13 protein-coding genes are annotated in these 16,902 nt (G+C 62.4%); 6 read left to right on the top strand and 7 right to left on the bottom strand.

Going from position 1 to position 16,902, the window contains the following annotated elements; all coding sequences use genetic code 11:
- Nucleotides 1-147 precede the first annotated feature (147 nt).
- Nucleotides 148-792: a carbonate dehydratase gene (gene can, locus HX821_RS21935; RefSeq protein WP_003214385.1), complete on the top strand. Its 645-nt coding sequence runs from the start codon at nucleotides 148-150 to the stop codon at nucleotides 790-792.
- Here the strand turns inward: can and HX821_RS21930 are convergent.
- The 5 genes from HX821_RS21930 to HX821_RS21910 all read right to left on the bottom strand — a co-directional run bounded on the left by HX821_RS21930 (nucleotide 789) and on the right by HX821_RS21910 (nucleotide 6,455).
- Entirely contained in the window at nucleotides 789-1,313 is a 525-nt protein-coding gene (locus HX821_RS21930; RefSeq protein ID WP_177036396.1) for an SET domain-containing protein-lysine N-methyltransferase, read from the bottom strand. The genes can and HX821_RS21930 overlap by 4 nt on opposite strands.
- A gap of 171 nt (nucleotides 1,314-1,484) precedes the next feature.
- The gene (locus tag HX821_RS21925) at nucleotides 1,485-2,654 is read right to left on the bottom strand and encodes a hypothetical protein (RefSeq protein WP_177036395.1); all 1,170 of its coding nucleotides are present in this window, start codon (nucleotides 2,652-2,654) and stop codon (nucleotides 1,485-1,487) included.
- Between the two features lie 122 nt (nucleotides 2,655-2,776).
- On the bottom strand, nucleotides 2,777-4,477 hold the full coding sequence (locus tag HX821_RS21920) for an acid phosphatase (RefSeq protein WP_177036394.1): 1,701 nt from the start codon (nucleotides 4,475-4,477) through the stop codon (nucleotides 2,777-2,779).
- 101 nt (nucleotides 4,478-4,578) lie between these two features.
- Complete coding sequence (locus HX821_RS21915; protein WP_010177091.1) at nucleotides 4,579-4,899, bottom strand: hypothetical protein; 321 nt, start codon at nucleotides 4,897-4,899, stop codon at nucleotides 4,579-4,581.
- 137 nt (nucleotides 4,900-5,036) lie between these two features.
- Nucleotides 5,037-6,455 (bottom strand): TIGR00366 family protein, encoded by a 1,419-nt coding sequence (locus HX821_RS21910; RefSeq protein WP_177036393.1) that lies wholly within the window; start codon nucleotides 6,453-6,455, stop codon nucleotides 5,037-5,039.
- Between the two features lie 188 nt (nucleotides 6,456-6,643).
- Here HX821_RS21910 and HX821_RS21905 point away from each other — a divergent pair, with 188 nt between their 5' ends.
- On the top strand, nucleotides 6,644-7,927 hold the full coding sequence (locus HX821_RS21905) for an MFS transporter (protein WP_177036392.1): 1,284 nt from the start codon (nucleotides 6,644-6,646) through the stop codon (nucleotides 7,925-7,927).
- Between the two features lie 105 nt (nucleotides 7,928-8,032).
- Here HX821_RS21905 and HX821_RS21900 read toward each other — a convergent pair whose 3' ends face one another.
- The gene (locus HX821_RS21900) at nucleotides 8,033-9,403 is read right to left on the bottom strand and encodes a gluconate:H+ symporter (RefSeq protein WP_023659163.1); all 1,371 of its coding nucleotides are present in this window, start codon (nucleotides 9,401-9,403) and stop codon (nucleotides 8,033-8,035) included.
- A 217-nt stretch (nucleotides 9,404-9,620) separates the two neighbouring features.
- Between HX821_RS21900 and HX821_RS21895 the strand changes: the two genes are divergently transcribed.
- A complete protein-coding gene (locus HX821_RS21895; protein ID WP_003214407.1) occupies nucleotides 9,621-10,526 on the top strand; it encodes a cation diffusion facilitator family transporter in 906 nt (301 codons plus the stop codon).
- 3 nt (nucleotides 10,527-10,529) lie between these two features.
- Here the strand turns inward: HX821_RS21895 and HX821_RS21890 are convergent, their stop codons facing one another.
- The gene (locus tag HX821_RS21890; protein WP_008437506.1) at nucleotides 10,530-11,204 is read right to left on the bottom strand and encodes a heavy metal response regulator transcription factor; all 675 of its coding nucleotides are present in this window, start codon (nucleotides 11,202-11,204) and stop codon (nucleotides 10,530-10,532) included.
- A 161-nt stretch (nucleotides 11,205-11,365) separates the two neighbouring features.
- On the opposite strand from HX821_RS21890, the gene HX821_RS21885 reads away from it, so the two are divergent.
- From HX821_RS21885 to HX821_RS21875, 3 genes are read left to right on the top strand one after another with little or no spacing between them, the layout of a single operon-like run.
- Complete coding sequence (locus HX821_RS21885; protein ID WP_102604738.1) at nucleotides 11,366-12,589, top strand: TolC family protein; 1,224 nt, start codon at nucleotides 11,366-11,368, stop codon at nucleotides 12,587-12,589.
- Nucleotides 12,590-12,607: 18 nt separating this feature from the next.
- On the top strand, nucleotides 12,608-13,720 hold the full coding sequence (locus HX821_RS21880) for an efflux RND transporter periplasmic adaptor subunit (RefSeq protein WP_177022673.1): 1,113 nt from the start codon (nucleotides 12,608-12,610) through the stop codon (nucleotides 13,718-13,720).
- Nucleotides 13,721-13,738: 18 nt separating this feature from the next.
- Nucleotides 13,739-16,900: a CusA/CzcA family heavy metal efflux RND transporter gene (locus HX821_RS21875; RefSeq protein ID WP_177036391.1), complete on the top strand. Its 3,162-nt coding sequence runs from the start codon at nucleotides 13,739-13,741 to the stop codon at nucleotides 16,898-16,900.
- Nucleotides 16,901-16,902: the final 2 nt, after the last annotated feature.

Genomic DNA, 16,902 nt, shown 5'->3' with positions numbered 1-16,902 from the left:
GATTCCTCATACTGTGGGGCTTATAGTGTGTGGACAGGCATGGCTCCCCAAGATTCAAGAAATTGCCGCCGGCTATCTTTATTGTTGGCGTGACCCGGACGGGCGGTCGAGTGTCAAAACTGCGCATCATTCCTGAGGCTTTCCCTGATGAACGAACTACAAGACTTGCTTGATAACAACGAACGCTGGGCGGATGCGATCAAACAGGAAGATCCCGAATTCTTCGCCAAGCTCGCCCGCCAGCAAACTCCGGAATACCTGTGGATCGGCTGTTCCGACGCCCGCGTGCCGGCCAACGAGATCGTCGGCATGCTGCCTGGCGACCTGTTTGTGCACCGCAACGTGGCCAACGTGGTATTGCACACCGACCTCAATTGCCTGTCGGTGATCCAGTACGCAGTCGACGTGCTCAAGGTCAAACACATCCTGGTGACCGGCCACTATGGCTGCGGTGGCGTACGCGCCTCGATGCAGGACAACCAGTTGGGCCTGATCGACGGCTGGCTGCGCACCATCCGTGACCTGTACTACGAAAACCGCGACGTACTGGCCCAGTTGCCCACGGAAGAGGAACGCGTAGACCGCCTGTGCGAACTGAACGTGATCCAGCAGGTGGCCAACGTCGGCCACACCAGCATCGTGCAGAACGCTTGGCACCGCGGGCAGAGCCTGTCGGTTCATGGCTGCATTTACGGGATCAAGGACGGCCGCTGGAAAAGCCTGAACACCACCATCAGTGGCTTCGAGCAACTGCCGCCGCAATACCGCCTGCGCCCGCTGGGTGCGGTCTAAGGGCTTTTGCGTTCGCGCCACTGCTCCATGAATTGCTGACCCTCGGGATTCAACGGCTCCTTCATGCCGGTGATCCAGCCCCGACAGTTGAGCTCGCCGCACTGGCAGCGAAACTGTCGGAACAATACGTCCTCGGTGTGGGCGTAATCCATGGTCAGCAGGGCGCCAGCGGGAATGGGCTGAACGGACCACAGTTCCAGGTATGTCATGTCGAGAAACGCGTTCGGGTTGCACGAGTGCGAAATCAGGCCGCTGAACCACGGGTCGTACAAGTGGATACGCGAGGACATCTGCACCGTATGCAGGCGCCGCTCATTCAATGCGTAGCCGGACACCCTGGCGATGCACATACGGCTGTCAAAGGTGACGCGGGTCTTGATTCCGTCGCCTGAACCGTCTCGGGTACGCACCACTTCATAGTCGCGAGCGCGGGGGTAGCCGTGTTCGGCGAGGGCGGTCGCGAACGGGTAAAGACACTTGCTCACAGCGGTTTTAGCCTTGTCCATGGCTTGAGTTTTCATGACTCTCCAGGAGGGGCTGCATCGACCTGCCGGTGGTGTCTTGAATGCCAGTCTTGCAGCGGATGGGCGCGGCTCAAGACTCGCTTAAGTGGGAACCAATTTCTACTGTCAAATCTGACAGTAGAAATTGGCTATCTTTTATGTAGGAAAATGCCCTTCTTGCAGCCTGCTTCAGAGCGCCGGTGCTTCAATCGCCGGTTCTGGCACGGCGCTTTTCAATTGCCTCAGCTGGGTTTTGATCGCCGGCTGGGCACACTTGGCGTTCGCTTGATCGGGCGTCAGCTCGCGGATAGAGGTGTAGAACAGTTCGCAGGTCTGCTCCTTGCGCGTTACCTGCCAGGTGTTCATGCAGCCTTTGAGCTGCACATTCGGATCGCTGGCTGGCTTCTGGCCCATCGAGGCCTGCCAGCAGGCGGCGCTCAAGTCCTGGCCCATCACCTTCAAACCGGCCTCGTCGGCCTTTTGCTCGTCACCGTCATAGGTGTCGGGGTTGGCGGCATACCAGATGTAGCTCGGGTGATTGGCACCCAGTACGGCGACCTGGCTCCCGACGGCCGGGCTGATTTGCGCCAGGCCCAGTACGGCAACGGTTTGCCCGTATTGCTGCTTGATCCAGCTGCGCACCGGCGCGCCGAAGGCCACCATCGGCAACGCGCCGCCCGCGTGCTGGCTCAGCTCCTTGACCATCCGGGTCTGATAGTCGGTGAAGTAACCGTACACACCTTCCAGGTCCTTGCCCGCCGTGGCAGGGGCGGCGATCGGGGCGATGTCGATGATGGTCTGGTATTCCGGCGTCTGGGGCGCCGGGATGCCGTTGGCCGTGAGCAAGGTCGCCCAGCGGTCGGTGGTGGCCGACTCCAGGTAGTCCTGGAAGTGGGTCAGGGAATAATCCGGCGGGAAGTGCAGCAGCTCGATGCTCTTGCGGTTTTCCAGGGCCATGCCCAGCGGCAGGAACAGGTACCAGTTGAACTGCCATTTGCCATCACCATTGAGTTTGCTGGCGCCCTGGTAAGCCAGGTCGGCGGTATCGAGCAAGGTGGTCAACGGCTGGCCATAACCGTCTGGCACACCGCTGAACGTGGCCAGCACCTGGTCATGCTCGGTTTTGACGCTGACTTTGGCCCGGCTGTAACCGTCGCGTTGCAGGCTCTGGTTCAAGTAGTGCTCGACGGTCTGTTCCAGCGTCCAGGGACGAAAACAGATGACGTTGCAATTGTTCGGGTACGCGAACAACTGGGTGACCCGTTGCGGGGTACCCAGCGGTACGGTGATATCAGCCTGTACGACCGCACTCAAGGTCAGTGCGGCCAGGGTGAAGGACAACCTGGTGAGTTTGAACATGGATGGTTCCCTGTCAGCGAAAGCCCGTCTGCGCGGGGTGAATGCCCACCCTCACACAGTAGCGGTTGACCGGGAAAAGCGCGTAGAAAAACTGCGCGCTTGTCGCTTTTGAGCAAGTGCGTCTACACCTTGAAGTGCAGGGCGTTGGTCAGGTCACCCATGGGTTTCTGGCCGCGCGCGGTCATGGCATCGTCACGCTGCTTGAGCCCGTCGAGGGTTTCCAGCTGGAACACCCGGGTGATCAGACGCAGGATCGACGCGGTGTCGTAGACGGTATGGTCCACCGTGCCCTTGCGCGCGAACGGCGAGACCACCAGTGCCGGAATCCGCGTGCCCGGGCCCCAACGATCGCCTTTTGGCGGTGCAACGTGGTCCCACCAGCCGCCGTTTTCATCGACGGTGACGATCACCACCATGTTCTTCCACTGCGGGCTTTCCTGCAGCACCTTCAAGGCGCGGGTGATATGTCGGTCGCCCGAAGCGACGTCGGCGTAACCGGCGTGCATATTCAGGTTGCCCTGGGGTTTGTAGAAGGTCACCGCAGGCAGCTTGCCGGCCTGGGCATCGGCGAAGAACTTGTTGGTGCTGGCGTCATCCCCCAGGCCGCCATCGCGCAGGCGTTTATTGCGCTCAGCCGGGTTTTCCGGGCCTTGCTGCTTGAAGTAGTTGAAGGGCTGGTGGTGGTACTGGAAGTTCGGAATCTTCGGAATGCCGCCCGAGTCCTTGAACTGATCCAGCGTTGCTTGCCACGCACCGGCGTACCAGGCCCAGTCGACGTTCTTTTTCGACAGTTTGTCGCCGATGTGCTCGTGGGTTTGTGGCACCAGCACGTTAGGCAAGTCGGGCTTGGAGTAATCCGGGCGCTCGGGGTCGCGAATCCAGGTAGGCCAGTAAGGCGGGGCCAGGGTGTTCACGCCGAAACCGTCCGGGGTCAGTGCGCTGGGGCCGAATTGCGGCGGGCCGGTCATGGCGCTGGCCGGGGACTTGTCCAGAGGCTTGAGGCGCGGGTCGGTCGGGTCGTCGCTTTGCAGCGTGGCGATCTGTGCCTTGGCCACCGATTGCGCAGCGTTTGGGTACACCGGCGGGGTGGCGCTGATCAGGTATTGGTGGTTGAGGAACGAGCCGCCAAACGCGCCCTGGAAGAAGTTATCGCAGAGCACAAACTCCTTCGCCACGTCCCACAAGCGCAGGGCGTAACGGCTCTGGGCGTAATGGCCCATCAGCAGGCCGCCGGAGTCGCCCCAGGCGACGAACGCATCGTTTTTACCGCCATTGATCTGCATCTGGTTCTGATAGAACACGTGCCACAAATCCCGGGTGACCAGGCTCAGGGGCTGGTCTTCGCCATTCGGGCCTTTGAGGGCGAACGGAGCGTTGGGCAGGTTTTCCTGGTATTGCACTTCGCTGGGGTACGTGACGCCATCGACGGTCTGCGGGCCGATTTGCAACACGCCGCCCCAGGTCGGGGGCAGCGTGCTCAGCAGGCTGCCGTCACGGTCGCGTTGTTGATACTCAGCGGCGTTGAGGGCCGAGAGGGGTTTCTCGACCCCGGGGAAATCAGCAAACAGGTTGTTGAAACTGCGGTTTTCAGCGTAGATCACCACCACGGTTTTAACCTGTTCGTGCAGGGCCTTGTCCAGCTCTTGCGGCGTCAGCGGGCGATCCACCGGCTTGCCGGGTGCCTCGCTGGTATTGCCGCAGGCACTCAGGGTCGCACCCACGCCCAGCACAGTCGCGCCTCCCAGGAAGCGCCGCCGGCTGGTGTCAACTGGCGGTTTGGCTTCAATGTCTTGGGAAGGGCGGTCTTTGTGCTCGTCGCTCATTGCTGGGAGTTCCTGCTGGTTGAATGTTGCAAGATATTTCGCAGGACGGTAGCAATGCAATGTGACGGAACGAAGACAGTGCCTTGAACGCTACAGGCCACTCATAACAAGCGCAGTGCCAATTGGCTGCCGGCGCGCAAGTACTCTACCTGGGACGCCAGCGCATCCTTGACGATGGCTTCGCCCGTGTCAGTCAGCTTGGCTTTCTTGGCATCGATGACGCAGGACTGCAGCAGTTGCATGGCCACATCCATGGCTTTCTGGAACGCCGTCACGTTGTTGTGCAGGCCAAACTCCTTGATAACAGTGGCCATGCGGCAATCGGCATTGTCGCGCAGGCCCTGGTACTCAACGAACGACACGTTGCCGTCCTTGTAAATAGCATTGATCAACTCTTCCAGCGATTTGGATAGGGGCGTCATCGGATTTTCCTTGGGGGGTGTGAGGCGTTATCCGAATCAGGTTAATCAAAGGCGTTGGCGGCAGAAATCAGGGGTTGCCACCGTAGTGAGTGGGACAACCCCGACGCGTTTGATCAGAAAGGTTACTGGCAGCTGCCCTATGGCATCACCGGCGGCAAATATTTAAGCGTCGTGCCCAACGCCCACAGCAGGAACAACACCAGCGGCGTATGCACCAGCAACTGCACAAACGAAAAGCCGATCAAGTCCCGCGCCTTCAACCCCAGCACGCCCAGCAGCGGCAGCATATAGAACGGGTTGATCAGGTTCGGCAGCGCTTCGGCGGCGTTGTAGATCTGCACCGCCCAGCCCAGGTGATATTCCAGGTCGTTGGCGACCTGCATCACGTACGGCGCCTCGATGATCCACTTGCCGCCGCCCGACGGGATAAAGAAGCCCAGCACCGCCGAGTACACGCCCATCAACAGCGCGTAGGTGTCGTGGGACGCGATCGAGGTGAAGAAGGTCGAGATATGGTGCGCCAGGGTCGCGCCGTCACTGCCTTTCACCACGGTCATCAGCGCGGCAATCGAGCCATATAGCGGGAACTGGATCAGCACCCCGGTGGTGGTGGGTACCGCACGGGCCACCGCATCGAGAAAACTGCGCGGACGCCAGTGCAGTAGGGCACCGACCATCAGGAACAGGAAGTTATAGGTGTTCAGCCCCGAGATCGCGCTGATCGCCGGCTTGGTCGAGAATTCATGGAACAACCAACCGGCGGCCAGCAACGCCAGCAGGATGGTCAGCAACGGGCTGTGCTCCAGCCACTCGCCCGGACGGGTCGGCGGTTGCGGCTTGGGCATGTTGAAGGCCGGGTCGATACCGCAAGCCTTGGCGTCACGGGCGGAGTTCGGCCCGGGCGCGGTGGCGTAGGCGATGATCAGCGACACCACGATCAGCGCCAGCAACAGCACGCCGGACTGCCACAGAAAGATGGTGTCGGTGAACGGGATCATCCCGGTGATCGACAGGATCGACGGCGGCAAACTGGCCGGGTTGGCCTGCAATTGCGCCGCTGACGACGACAGCCCCAGCGCCCAAACGGCACCCAGGCCGAGGTAGGCCGCAGCACCGGCCGCGCGGTAATCCATGCGCAAATCCGTACGCCGGGCCAGCGCACGCACCAGCAAACCACCGAACACCAGGGACAGGCCCCAGTTGAGCAACGAGGCGACCATCGAAATCAGCGCCACCCAGGCCACGGCAGAACGGCCGTTCTTCGGGATGCGCGCCAGGCGGTCGATCAACTTTACGGCGGGCGGGGAGCTGGCGACCACGTAACCGCCAATCACCACAAAGGCCATTTGCATGGTGAACGGGATCAAACTCCAGAAACCGTCACCAAACCCCTTGGCGGCCTCGGTCGGCGCGGCGCCCATGCCCAGGGTCGCCACCGCGACAATGATCACGGCGAGGGCGGCAAACACCCAGGAGTCCGGAAACCAGCGCTCGGCGAAGTTTGAACAACGCAGGGCGAATCGGGCGTAGCGGCTGTCTTCGATAGCATCGGCCACGTTCAGTACCTCTATTTGTATTTATTATGGGGGCGGCAGTTTTGCTGCATGTTCCTCTACGGCTATTCATTTGGGAATGTAGTTATCTTCATTGATCAATGAGTAAAGCAAATATATCCGGCGAGATTGCCATCACCGGGCCCAGCTCATAACCTGCAGGCCATTTTGTTTGTCTGCCGAGCTTTTCCATGACTGCCACCTCTTATCCACGGGCGCAGCGTTTCTCCCGCTCCGACTACAAAACCCTGGGCCTGGCCGCCCTGGGCGGGGCCCTGGAAATCTACGACTTCATCATCTTCGTATTTTTCGCGCTCACCCTCAGCCAGCTGTTTTTCCCGCCGGAAATGCCCGAGTGGCTGCGCCTGCTGCAAAGCTTCGGCATCTTCGTCACGGGCTACCTGGCACGCCCGCTGGGCGGAATCCTGATGGCGCACTTCGCCGATCACCTGGGGCGCAAACGGGTGTTCAGCCTGAGCATCCTGATGATGGCGCTGCCGTGCCTGCTGATCGGCATCATGCCCACCTACGCACAAATCGGTTATTTCGCACCGTTGATCCTGCTGGCGCTGCGCATCCTCCAGGGCGCGGCAGTGGGCGGGGAAGTGCCCAGCGCCTGGGTGTTTGTCGCCGAACACGCCCCGGACAACCATCGTGGTTATGCCCTGGGCTTCCTCCAGGCCGGGCTGACGTTCGGCTACCTGCTCGGCGCGCTGACGGCGACGCTGCTGGCGCAAGTCTTCACCCCGGCCGAAATCCTCGACTACGCCTGGCGCTTCCCGTTCCTGCTCGGCGGCGTGTTCGGCGTGATCGGTGTCTGGCTGCGGCGCTGGCTCAGCGAAACCCCGGTGTTCCTGCAAATGCAGGCCCGTCGCCAGGCCGGCGCCGAACTGCCGCTGCGTACCGTCCTGCGGGAACATCGCAGCGCGCTGCTGCCGGCGATGATCCTCACCTGCGTGCTCACCTCGGCCGTCGTCGTACTGGTGGTGATCACCCCGACCATGATGCAGAAAACCTTCGGCATGAGCCCCAGCCACACCTTCGCCCTGAGCGCGTTGGGCATCGTGTTCCTGAATATCGGTTGCGTGTTGGCCGGGCTGCTGGTGGACCGCATCGGCGCCTGGCGCGCAGTGTTGGTCTACAGCCTTTTGCTGCCGGTGGGCGTTGCCGTGCTCTATGCGAGCCTGATCGCGGGTGGCGTGTGGCTGGGCGCAGCGTATGCAATTGCCGGCTTGAGTTGCGGGGTGGTGGGCGCGGTGCCGTCGGTGATGGTCAGCCTGTTCCCGGCGCAGGTGCGGGTGTCGGGGATTTCCTTCACCTACAACATTGCCTATGCGCTGTGGGCGAGTACCACGCCGCTGATGTTGATCGCGTTGATGCCGACCAGCCCGTGGATCTGCGTGGGGTATTGCGTGGTGATGGGCGCGGTGGGCGCAGTGAGTGCGGCGCATTTTGGCAAGCGCCTACCCACCTGATCGTTCCCACGCTCTGCGTGGGAACGCCTCACTGGACGCTCCGCGTCCGCTCGTGTGACGCGGAGCGTCACGGATGCATTCCCACGCGGAGCGTGGGAACGATCATTACGTCAGGAAGTGCCACATCAGCAGCGTGCCCACCAGGCCCACCACCGACACAATGGTCTGCAACACCGACCACACCCAGATCGTCTGCTTCAGTTGCAAGCCGAAGTATTCGCGCACCATCCAGAAGCCGGCATCGTTGACGTGGCAGAAGAACACCGAGCCGGCACCAATCGCCAGGGCGACCAGTGAGCTTTGCGTCGCCGCCAACCCCGCCATCATCGGCGCGAGGATGCCCGCCGTTGTCGTGGTGGCGACGGTCGCCGACCCCGTGGCCTGACGCAGCGCCACCGCAATCAACCAGGCCAGCAACAGGTAAGGCATGTGCGCGCCTTCGGCCACCTTGCTGATGGTCTGGCTCACGCCGGCATCCAGCAGGGTTTGCTTCAACCCGCCACCGGCGCCGATGGTCAGCAGCAGCACCGCGATCGGCGCCAGCGCCTTGCGCAGGGTGTTGCCGACATCGGCCCGCGGCATGCCGCTGGCCCAGCCCAGGCAAATCACCGCGGCAATCACCGCCAGGCCCAGCGCGATCAACGGCTCACCGAGGAACTTCAAGGTCAGTGCCACCGGGCTTTCCGGCGACATGGCAACCTTGGCCAGGGTGCTGCCGAGCATCAGGATCACCGGCAACAGGATGATCAGCAGCGACACACCAAAACTCGGCTGGCGCGGCGCCTTGGGCGGTGCGCTGAACAGCGCGCCAATGTCGGCCGGCTCGTCCACGTGCATGCGCTTGGACAGCCAGTTGCCGTACAGCGGGCCGGCCAGAATCACGGCCGGTACCGCCAGGCAGAAGCCCAGCAACATGGTCAGGCCCAGGTCGGCGTGCAATGCGCCCACCGCAATCAGCGGCCCCGGATGCGGGGGCATCAAGGCGTGCAGGGTGGTCATCCCCGCCAGCGCCGGGATCGCGATTTTCAGCAGCGGCTGGTTCGAACGCTTGGCCATCACAAAGATGATCGGCACCATCATCACCAGGCCCACTTCGAAGAACAGCGGCAAGCCAATCACCATCGCCACCAGCGCCATCACCCAGGGCAACGACTTGCCCTTGCCCAACCCCAGCAGGGTGGTGGCGATACGGTCGGCAGCACCGGATTCGGCCATCAACGCGCCGAGCATCGAGCCCAGGGCAATGATGATCCCGGCTTCACCGAGAATCGCCCCGGCGCCTTTGCTGAAGGCCTTGGCCACTTCTTCCGGCGGCAAGCCGGCGCCGACACCGGCGATAAACGTACCGATCAGGATCGACAGGAAGGGCGGCAGCTTGGTCGCGCTGATCAACACAATGATGCTGGCGATGGCCAGTAATACGCAGAACATGAGGCGGGTGTCGTGAACCATCCACGCGGCAGTCGATAACTCCAAAATGGGACTCCTTATCGAACAGGTTGGCTAATGTGTTTCTTTTTGTTTCCTGCTCGAAAAGCATACCTGATACAACGGTTCCAGAGCGTTCATGTTCAATTTTGGTGCGTATGGCTTAACGCTCAGCTGACGGCGAGATGACAATTTTGCAACTCGTGCCGGTGGTTTTGGCCTATAGCTCTATGATCAACCGGACGACCACCCACGAGGATATTTCATGAGCGCAGGACACAGCCACGCCCAGGTACGCGCCGGCCACGAACGGCTGTTATGGATCGCATTGGCACTGACCGGCAGCTTTATGATCGCCGAGGTGATCGGCGCCTTTATCACCGGCAGCCTGGCGCTGTTGTCCGATGCCGCGCACATGATGACCGACGCCCTGGCGCTAGGGATTTCCCTGGTGGCGATCCAGGTCGCCAAGCGCGCCGCCGACCGCAAGCGCACCTTCGGCTATGCGCGTTTCGAGATCCTGGCGGCAGCGTTTAATGCGCTGCTGCTGTTCGGCGTGGCGTTCTACATCCTGTATGAGGCGTATCAACGCTTGCAGGCGCCCGCCGAGATCCAGTCCACCGGCATGCTGGTGATCGCGGTGCTGGGGCTGATCGTCAACCTTATTTCCATGCGCCTGCTGAGTGCGGCCAGCGGCGAAAGCCTGAATGTGAAGGGCGCTTACCTGGAGGTCTGGAGCGACATGCTCGGCTCCATCGGCGTGATCATCGCGGCGCTGGTGATCATGTACACCGGCTGGGGCTGGGTGGATTCGGTGGTGGCGGCAGCGATTGGCTTCTGGGTGTTGCCCCGCACCTGGACGCTGCTCAAGGAAAGCATGAACGTGCTGCTGCAAGGTGTGCCGGATGGCATTGATATCGACAAGGTGGAGCAGGCGATTCGCGGCGTTCCCGGGGTCAAGGACGTGCACGACCTGCATATCTGGGCCCTCACCAGCGGCAAAAATGTGCTGAGTACTCATCTGGTGGCGGATTCGGCGCAAGGCAGCGAGCAACAGATCCTCAGCCAGGTGACGGAGTTACTGCATGAACAATTCGATATTTCCCACGCCACGATCCAGATCGAGGGCGAAGGTTTTCAGCATGACGAGCATGACGAGGTGCACGCCTGACCGTCACTCACGGTCTTCCAGCACATAACCCACGCCGCGCAAGGTATGGATCAACTTGCGCTCGAACGGGTCATCGATCTTCGCCCGCAGGCGGCGGATCGACACTTCCACCACATTGGTGTCGCAATCAAAGTTCATGTCCCACACGAACGAGATAATTTGCGTGCGCGACAGCACCACGCCGCTCTGGCGCATCAGCAGGTGCAGCAGGGCGAACTCCTTGGTGGTCAGGTCGATGCGCTGCAAACCGCGAAACGCCCGGTGGCGGCCCTGATCCAATTCCAGGTCGGCCACCCGCAACACATCCGGCACCGGCGAATGCACGCTGCGGCGCATCAAGGTGCGCACCCGCGCGAGTAATTCGGGGAACTCAAACGGCTTGACCAGGTAATCATCGGCGCCCAGGTCCAGGCCCTTGATCCGGTCGGCGAGGCGGCCCTGGGCGGTCAGCATCATGATGCGGGTGCTGCTGTTCTGGCGGATGCGTTGCAGCACGTCCCAGCCATCCATCAACGGCAAATTCACGTCGAGCATCACCAGGTCGTAGGCGTGCTGGCGAGACAAATGCAGGCCGTCGGCGCCGGTGGCGGCACAGTCGACGATATAGCCACTTTCGCTCAATCCCTGATGTAGATAATCGGCGGTTTTAGGTTCGTCTTCGATAACCAGAATACGCATGTCGAGGATCCCGCTGGGCAGTGGAAAAGTTGCCCGGAGCTTAAAGCAAAAGCCCGCGCCAGAGCCGTTGCTAACGGATTTGTAATGTTCTGGCCACTCCTCTGATAAGTACCGAAAGTTACATTGCCCACCTGTTAATTCATGGGCATGGAACTCTTGTTATGCCAACTTTTGTCCGCACGTTTATCGGCGCTTCGGTGCTGTTGCTGATGACGGTCCAGGGCGCAAACGCGCAAACCCTGACCCTCGAATCGGCCCTGCAAACCGCCTTCGCCAACAACCCCGACATGGCCGCTGCGCAGTGGGAAATCGACATCGCCCAAGGCGGTCGCCAGCAGGCCGGTTTGATCCCGAATCCGGTGGCCTCCTGGGACGCCGAAGACACCCGCCGCAACTCGCGCACCACCACCGTAAAACTGAGCCAAACCCTGGAGCTGGGTGGCAAGCGCGGCGCCCGGATTGATGTCGCCACCCGCGCTCAGGAGGCGGCCGCACTCACCCTGGAACAGCGTCGCAACGGGCTGCGTGCGGAGGTCATCGACGGTTACTACGGCGCACTTCGCGCCCAGGAACGCCTCGACCTGGCCCAGCGCTCATTGGCATTGGCCGAGCGCGGCCTGGTGGTGGCCAATGGTCGCGTCACCGCCGGCAAAACGTCCCCGGTGGAAGCCACCCGCGCCCAGGTGCAACTCTCGGAAATCCGCCTGGAATTCAACCGCGCGCAGATGGGCCTGAGCGATGCCTACCGGCGTCTCGCGGCCAGTACTGGCGCGGCCAGCACCGATTTCCAGGCCGTCGCCACCCAAGCCCAGGCCGCCCCGGCATTACCGTCGCCCGCGCAGCTGCTGGCGCGCCTGGAACAGACCGCCGAGCTGCGCCTGGCCGAGCTGCAAATCGTCCAGGGCGAAGCGGCCCTGGGCCTGGAAAAAGCCCAGCGCATTCCCGACCTCGACGTGTCCATCGGCAGCCAATACGACGCCAGCGTGCGCGAGCGGGTCAACGTGGTGGGCGTGTCGATGCCGATCCCGCTGTTCAACCGCAACCAGGGCAACGTGCTGGCCGCGAGTCGCCGTGCCGACCAGGCCCGCGACCTGCGCAACGCCGCCGAACTGCGCCTGCGCACCGAAACCCGCCAGGCCCTGGACCTTTGGCAAACCGCGAATACCGAAGTGCGCTCGTTCAACCAACAGATCCTGCCCGCCGCCCAAAGCGCGGTGGACAGCGCCACCCGCGGTTTCGAGATGGGCAAGTTCAACTTCCTCGACGTACTCGACGCCCAGCGCACCTTGATTGCGGCCCGCACCCAATACCTCGCGGCGACCGCCCAGGCCACCGAAGCCTGGGTGCGCATCGAACGGATTTACGGCGACCTTGCCCGGTTTTGATTTTTTCAGGAGCGTTCCATGAACAACAAACACAGGATGGCGCTGGCCGTTGCGCTGATGCTGGCGTGGCCGGCCATCAGCGGTGCGGCAGAGACGGAAGAGGAAGGCAAGATCGAGCTGACCGAACAGCAGATCCAGGCCGCCGGTATTCAACTGGCCCCGGCGCAATCCCGGCAGATCAGCACTGTGCTTTCGCTGCCGGGCGAGGTGCGTTTCGACGAAGACCGCACCTCCCACATCGTCCCGCGTGCTGCCGGCGTGGTGGAGTCGGTGCAGGTCAACCTCGGCCAATCGGTGAAGAAGGGCGAGCTGCTCGCGGTGATCGCCAGCCAGCAGATTTCCGATCAGCGCAGTGAACTGGCGGCCAGTGAGCGCCGGGTGGTACTGGCCCGCATCACCTTCCAGCGCGAGCGCCAGTTGTGGCAGGACAGGATCTCCGCCGAACAGGATTACCTGCTGGCGCGCCAGGCGCTGCAAGAGGCCGAAATCGCCCTGAACAATGCCCGGCAAAAGATGAACGCCCTGAGCGGCAGCGCCGTATTGGTTGGTGGCAATCGCTACGAACTGCGGGCGCCGTTCGACGGCGTGGTGGTGGAAAAACACCTGGGTGTCGGCGAGGTGGTGAGCGAGACCAGCAACGCCTTCACCCTGTCGGACCTGTCCCAGGTGTGGGTCACCTTCGGCGTGTTCCCCAAGGATTTGAACAAGGTCCGGGTCGGCAAGCCGGTGAAAGTCACCTCCTCGGAAATGGGCACCGAAGTGCTCGGCACCGTTGCCTATGTCGGCAACTTGCTGGGGGAGCAGACCCGCACGGCCACCGTGCGCGTCACGGTGCCGAACCCTGATGCTTCGTGGCGTCCAGGGCTGTTCGTTTCCGTGCAGGTCGCCACCGACACCTACCCGGCCAAGGTCACCGTCCCCCAGGAGGCGATCCAGACCGTCGAGGACAAACCCTCGGTGTTCGTGCGCACCAGCGACGGCTTCATGACCCGGCATATCGAACTGGGCGTCAGCGAAAACGGTTTCGTCGAAGTGCGCCAGGGCCTCGACGCCGGCGCGCAGGTGGCCACCGTCGGCAGCTTCATCCTCAAGTCCGAGTTGGGCAAGGCCTCGGCCGAGCACGCCCATTGACCCTGCGAGTGATTTCCCATGTTTGAGCGCCTTATCCAATTCGCCATCGAGCAGCGCATCATCGTGCTGTTGGCGGTGCTGTTGATGGCCGGTGTCGGTATCGCCAGCTATCAGAAATTGCCCATCGACGCCGTGCCGGATATCACCAACGTCCAGGTGCAGATCAACTCGGCGGCGGCGGGTTTTTCGCCGCTGGAAACCGAGCAGCGCATCACCTTTCCCATCGAGACCGCCATGGCCGGGCTGCCGGGCTTGCAGCAGACCCGCTCGCTGTCGCGCTCGGGCTTGTCCCAGGTCACGGTGATTTTCAAGGACGGCACCGACCTGTTCTTCGCCCGCCAGCTGGTCAACGAACGCTTGCAGGTGGCTCGCGAGCAACTGCCCGATGGCATCGAAAGCATGATGGGGCCGATCTCCACCGGGCTCGGGGAAATCTTCCTGTGGACCGTGGAGGCGAAAGACGGCGCGCGCAAGGAGGACGGCTCAGCCTATACGCCGACCGACCTGCGGGTGATCCAGGACTGGATCATCAAGCCGCAACTGCGCAACGTGCCGGGGGTGGCCGAGATCAACACCATCGGCGGCTTTGCCAAGGAATACCAGATCGCCCCGGACCCCAAGCGCCTGGCGGCCTACAACCTGACCTTGGGCGACCTGGTCACGGCGCTGGAGCGCAACAACGCCAACGTCGGCGCCGGCTACATCGAGCGCAGTGGCGAGCAATTGCTGATCCGTGCGCCGGGGCAAGTCGGGTCCATCGACGACATTGCCAACATCGTCATCACCACTTCCGACGGTACGCCGATTCGGGTGCGCAACGTCGCCCAGGTCGACATTGGCCGCGAGCTGCGTACCGGTGCCGCCACGGAGAATGGCCGCGAAGTGGTGCTGGGCACGGTGTTCATGTTGATCGGCGAAAACAGCCGCACGGTGTCCCTGGCGGTCGCGAAAAAACTCGAAGAGATCAACCGTTCGCTGCCTGAAGGTGTGGTGGCCGTCACCGTCTACGACCGCACCAACCTGGTGGAAAAAGCCATCAGCACCGTGAAGAAAAACCTCTTCGAAGGGGCGCTGCTGGTGGTGGCGGTGCTGTTTCTGTTCCTCGGCAATATCCGCGCTGCGCTGATCACCGCGATGGTGATTCCCCTGGCCATGTTGTTCACCTTTACCGGGATGTTTACCAACAAGGTCAGCGCCAACCTGATGAGCCTCGGCGCGCTGGATTTCGGGATTATCGTGGATGGCGCGGTGGTGATCGTCGAAAACGCCATCCGCCGCCTGGCCCACGCCCAGCAGCGCCACGGGCGATTGCTGACCCGCAGCGAGCGCCTGCATGAAGTGTTTGCGGCGGCCAAGGAAGCGCGGCGCGCGCTGATCTTCGGGCAACTGATCATCATGGTGGTGTACCTGCCGATCTTCGCCCTCACCGGGGTGGCCGGGAAGATGTTCCACCCGATGGCGTTCACCGTGGTGATCGCGCTGCTGGGGGCAATGATTCTGTCCGTGACCTTCGTGCCGGCGGCCATTGCGCTGTTCGTCACCGGCAAGGTCAAGGAAGAGGAAAACCTGGTGATGCGCAGCGCACGCCGTGTCTACGCGCCGGTGCTGGATTGGGTGATGGCGCGCCGGCCGCTGGTGTTCGGCCTGGCGGTGCTGGCCATCGTTGCGTCGGGCCTGGTGGCCAGTCGCATGGGCAGCGAATTTATCCCCAGCCTCAGCGAGGGTGATTTCGCCCAACAAGCGTTGCGGGTGCCGGGCACCAGCCTGACGCAGTCGGTACAGATGCAGCAGCAACTGGAAAAGACCTTGATGGCCGAGGTGCCGGAAATCGAGCGGGTATTCGCCCGCACCGGCACCGCGGAAATCGCCTCCGACCCGATGCCGCCGAATATCTCCGACAGCTACGTGATGCTCAAGCCCAAGGACCAGTGGCCCGACCCGAAGAAGTCCCGCGAGGCAATCATCGCCGACATCCAGCGCGCCAGTGCGATTGTGCCGGGCAGCGTGTATGAACTGTCGCAACCGATCCAGCTGCGCTTCAACGAACTGATTTCCGGCGTGCGCAGTGACGTGGCGGTGAAGGTGTTTGGTGACGACATGGCGGTGCTCAACAAGACCGCCGGGGAAATCGCCGAGACCTTGCAAACCCTCAAGGGCGCCTCGGAAGTGAAGGTGGAACAGACCTCCGGCCTGCCGGTGCTGACCATCAATATCGACCGCGACAAGGCCGCGCGTTTCGGCCTGAACGTGGGCGATGTGCAAGACACGATTGCCGTCGCCGTGGGTGGGCGCCAGGCCGGGACGATGTACGAAGGCGACCGGCGTTTTGATATGGTCGTGCGTTTGTCGGACGCGCTGCGCACCGATATCGAAGGCCTGTCGCGGCTGTTGATTCCGATCCCGGCGCTGGCGAATAACGCGGCGGGGCAGTTGGGTTTTATCGCGCTGTCGGAAGTCGCCAGCCTGGACCTGGTGCTCGGCCCCAACCAGATCAGCCGCGAAAACGGCAAACGCCTGGTGATCGTCAGCGCCAACGTGCGTGGGCGGGATATCGGCTCGTTTGTCGAGGAAGCCGGGACGGCCATCGACACTCAGGTGAAAATCCCCGCGGGCTACTGGACCACCTGGGGCGGCCAGTTCGAGCAGTTGAAGGAGGCCTCCGAGCGCTTGCGCATCGTGGTGCCGGTGGCGTTGCTGCTGGTGTTCGGGTTGCTGTTCATGATGTTCAACAACCTCAAGGACGGGCTGCTGGTGTTCACCGGGATTCCCTTCGCGTTGACCGGCGGGATCATGGCGCTGTGGCTGCGGGACATTCCGTTGTCGATCTCGGCGGGCGTGGGTTTTATCGCGCTGTCGGGGGTGGCGGTGCTGAACGGGTTGGTGATGATTGCGTTCATTCGCAACCTGCGGGAAGAGGGGCGCTCATTGTCGGTGGCCATCAACGAAGGCGCCCTGACGCGCTTGCGCCCGGTGTTGATGACGGCGTTGGTGGCGTCGCTGGGGTTTATCCCCATGGCCCTGGCCACCGGCACCGGCGCCGAAGTGCAGCGCCCGTTGGCGACGGTGGTGATTGGCGGGATTATCTCGTCGACGCTGCTGACCCTGCTGGTATTGCCGGCGCTGTATCACTGGGCGCACCGGCGTGAAGAACAGGAAGACCGCCCGATGCCTGGCCAATAACC

Source organism: Pseudomonas sp. B6001 (assembly GCF_013386015.1).
Taxonomy (GTDB): Bacteria; Pseudomonadota; Gammaproteobacteria; order Pseudomonadales; family Pseudomonadaceae; genus Aquipseudomonas.
This window is presented reverse-complemented; position numbering and strand designations above follow the sequence as displayed.

What these genes read in the sequence shown, in the direction of transcription:
- can (WP_003214385.1), top strand. Translation starts at nt 148, where the DNA reads ATGAACGAACTACAAGACTTGCTTGATAACAACGAACGCTGGGCGGAT.
- HX821_RS21930 (WP_177036396.1), bottom strand. Translation starts at nt 1,313, where the DNA reads ATGAAAACTCAAGCCATGGACAAGGCTAAAACCGCTGTGAGCAAGTGT.
- HX821_RS21925 (WP_177036395.1), bottom strand. Translation starts at nt 2,654, where the DNA reads ATGTTCAAACTCACCAGGTTGTCCTTCACCCTGGCCGCACTGACCTTG.
- HX821_RS21920 (WP_177036394.1), bottom strand. Translation starts at nt 4,477, where the DNA reads ATGAGCGACGAGCACAAAGACCGCCCTTCCCAAGACATTGAAGCCAAA.
- HX821_RS21915 (WP_010177091.1), bottom strand. Translation starts at nt 4,899, where the DNA reads ATGACGCCCCTATCCAAATCGCTGGAAGAGTTGATCAATGCTATTTAC.
- HX821_RS21905 (WP_177036392.1), top strand. Translation starts at nt 6,644, where the DNA reads ATGACTGCCACCTCTTATCCACGGGCGCAGCGTTTCTCCCGCTCCGAC.
- HX821_RS21895 (WP_003214407.1), top strand. Translation starts at nt 9,621, where the DNA reads ATGAGCGCAGGACACAGCCACGCCCAGGTACGCGCCGGCCACGAACGG.
- HX821_RS21890 (WP_008437506.1), bottom strand. Translation starts at nt 11,204, where the DNA reads ATGCGTATTCTGGTTATCGAAGACGAACCTAAAACCGCCGATTATCTA.
- HX821_RS21885 (WP_102604738.1), top strand. Translation starts at nt 11,366, where the DNA reads ATGCCAACTTTTGTCCGCACGTTTATCGGCGCTTCGGTGCTGTTGCTG.
- HX821_RS21880 (WP_177022673.1), top strand. Translation starts at nt 12,608, where the DNA reads ATGAACAACAAACACAGGATGGCGCTGGCCGTTGCGCTGATGCTGGCG.
- HX821_RS21875 (WP_177036391.1), top strand. Translation starts at nt 13,739, where the DNA reads ATGTTTGAGCGCCTTATCCAATTCGCCATCGAGCAGCGCATCATCGTG.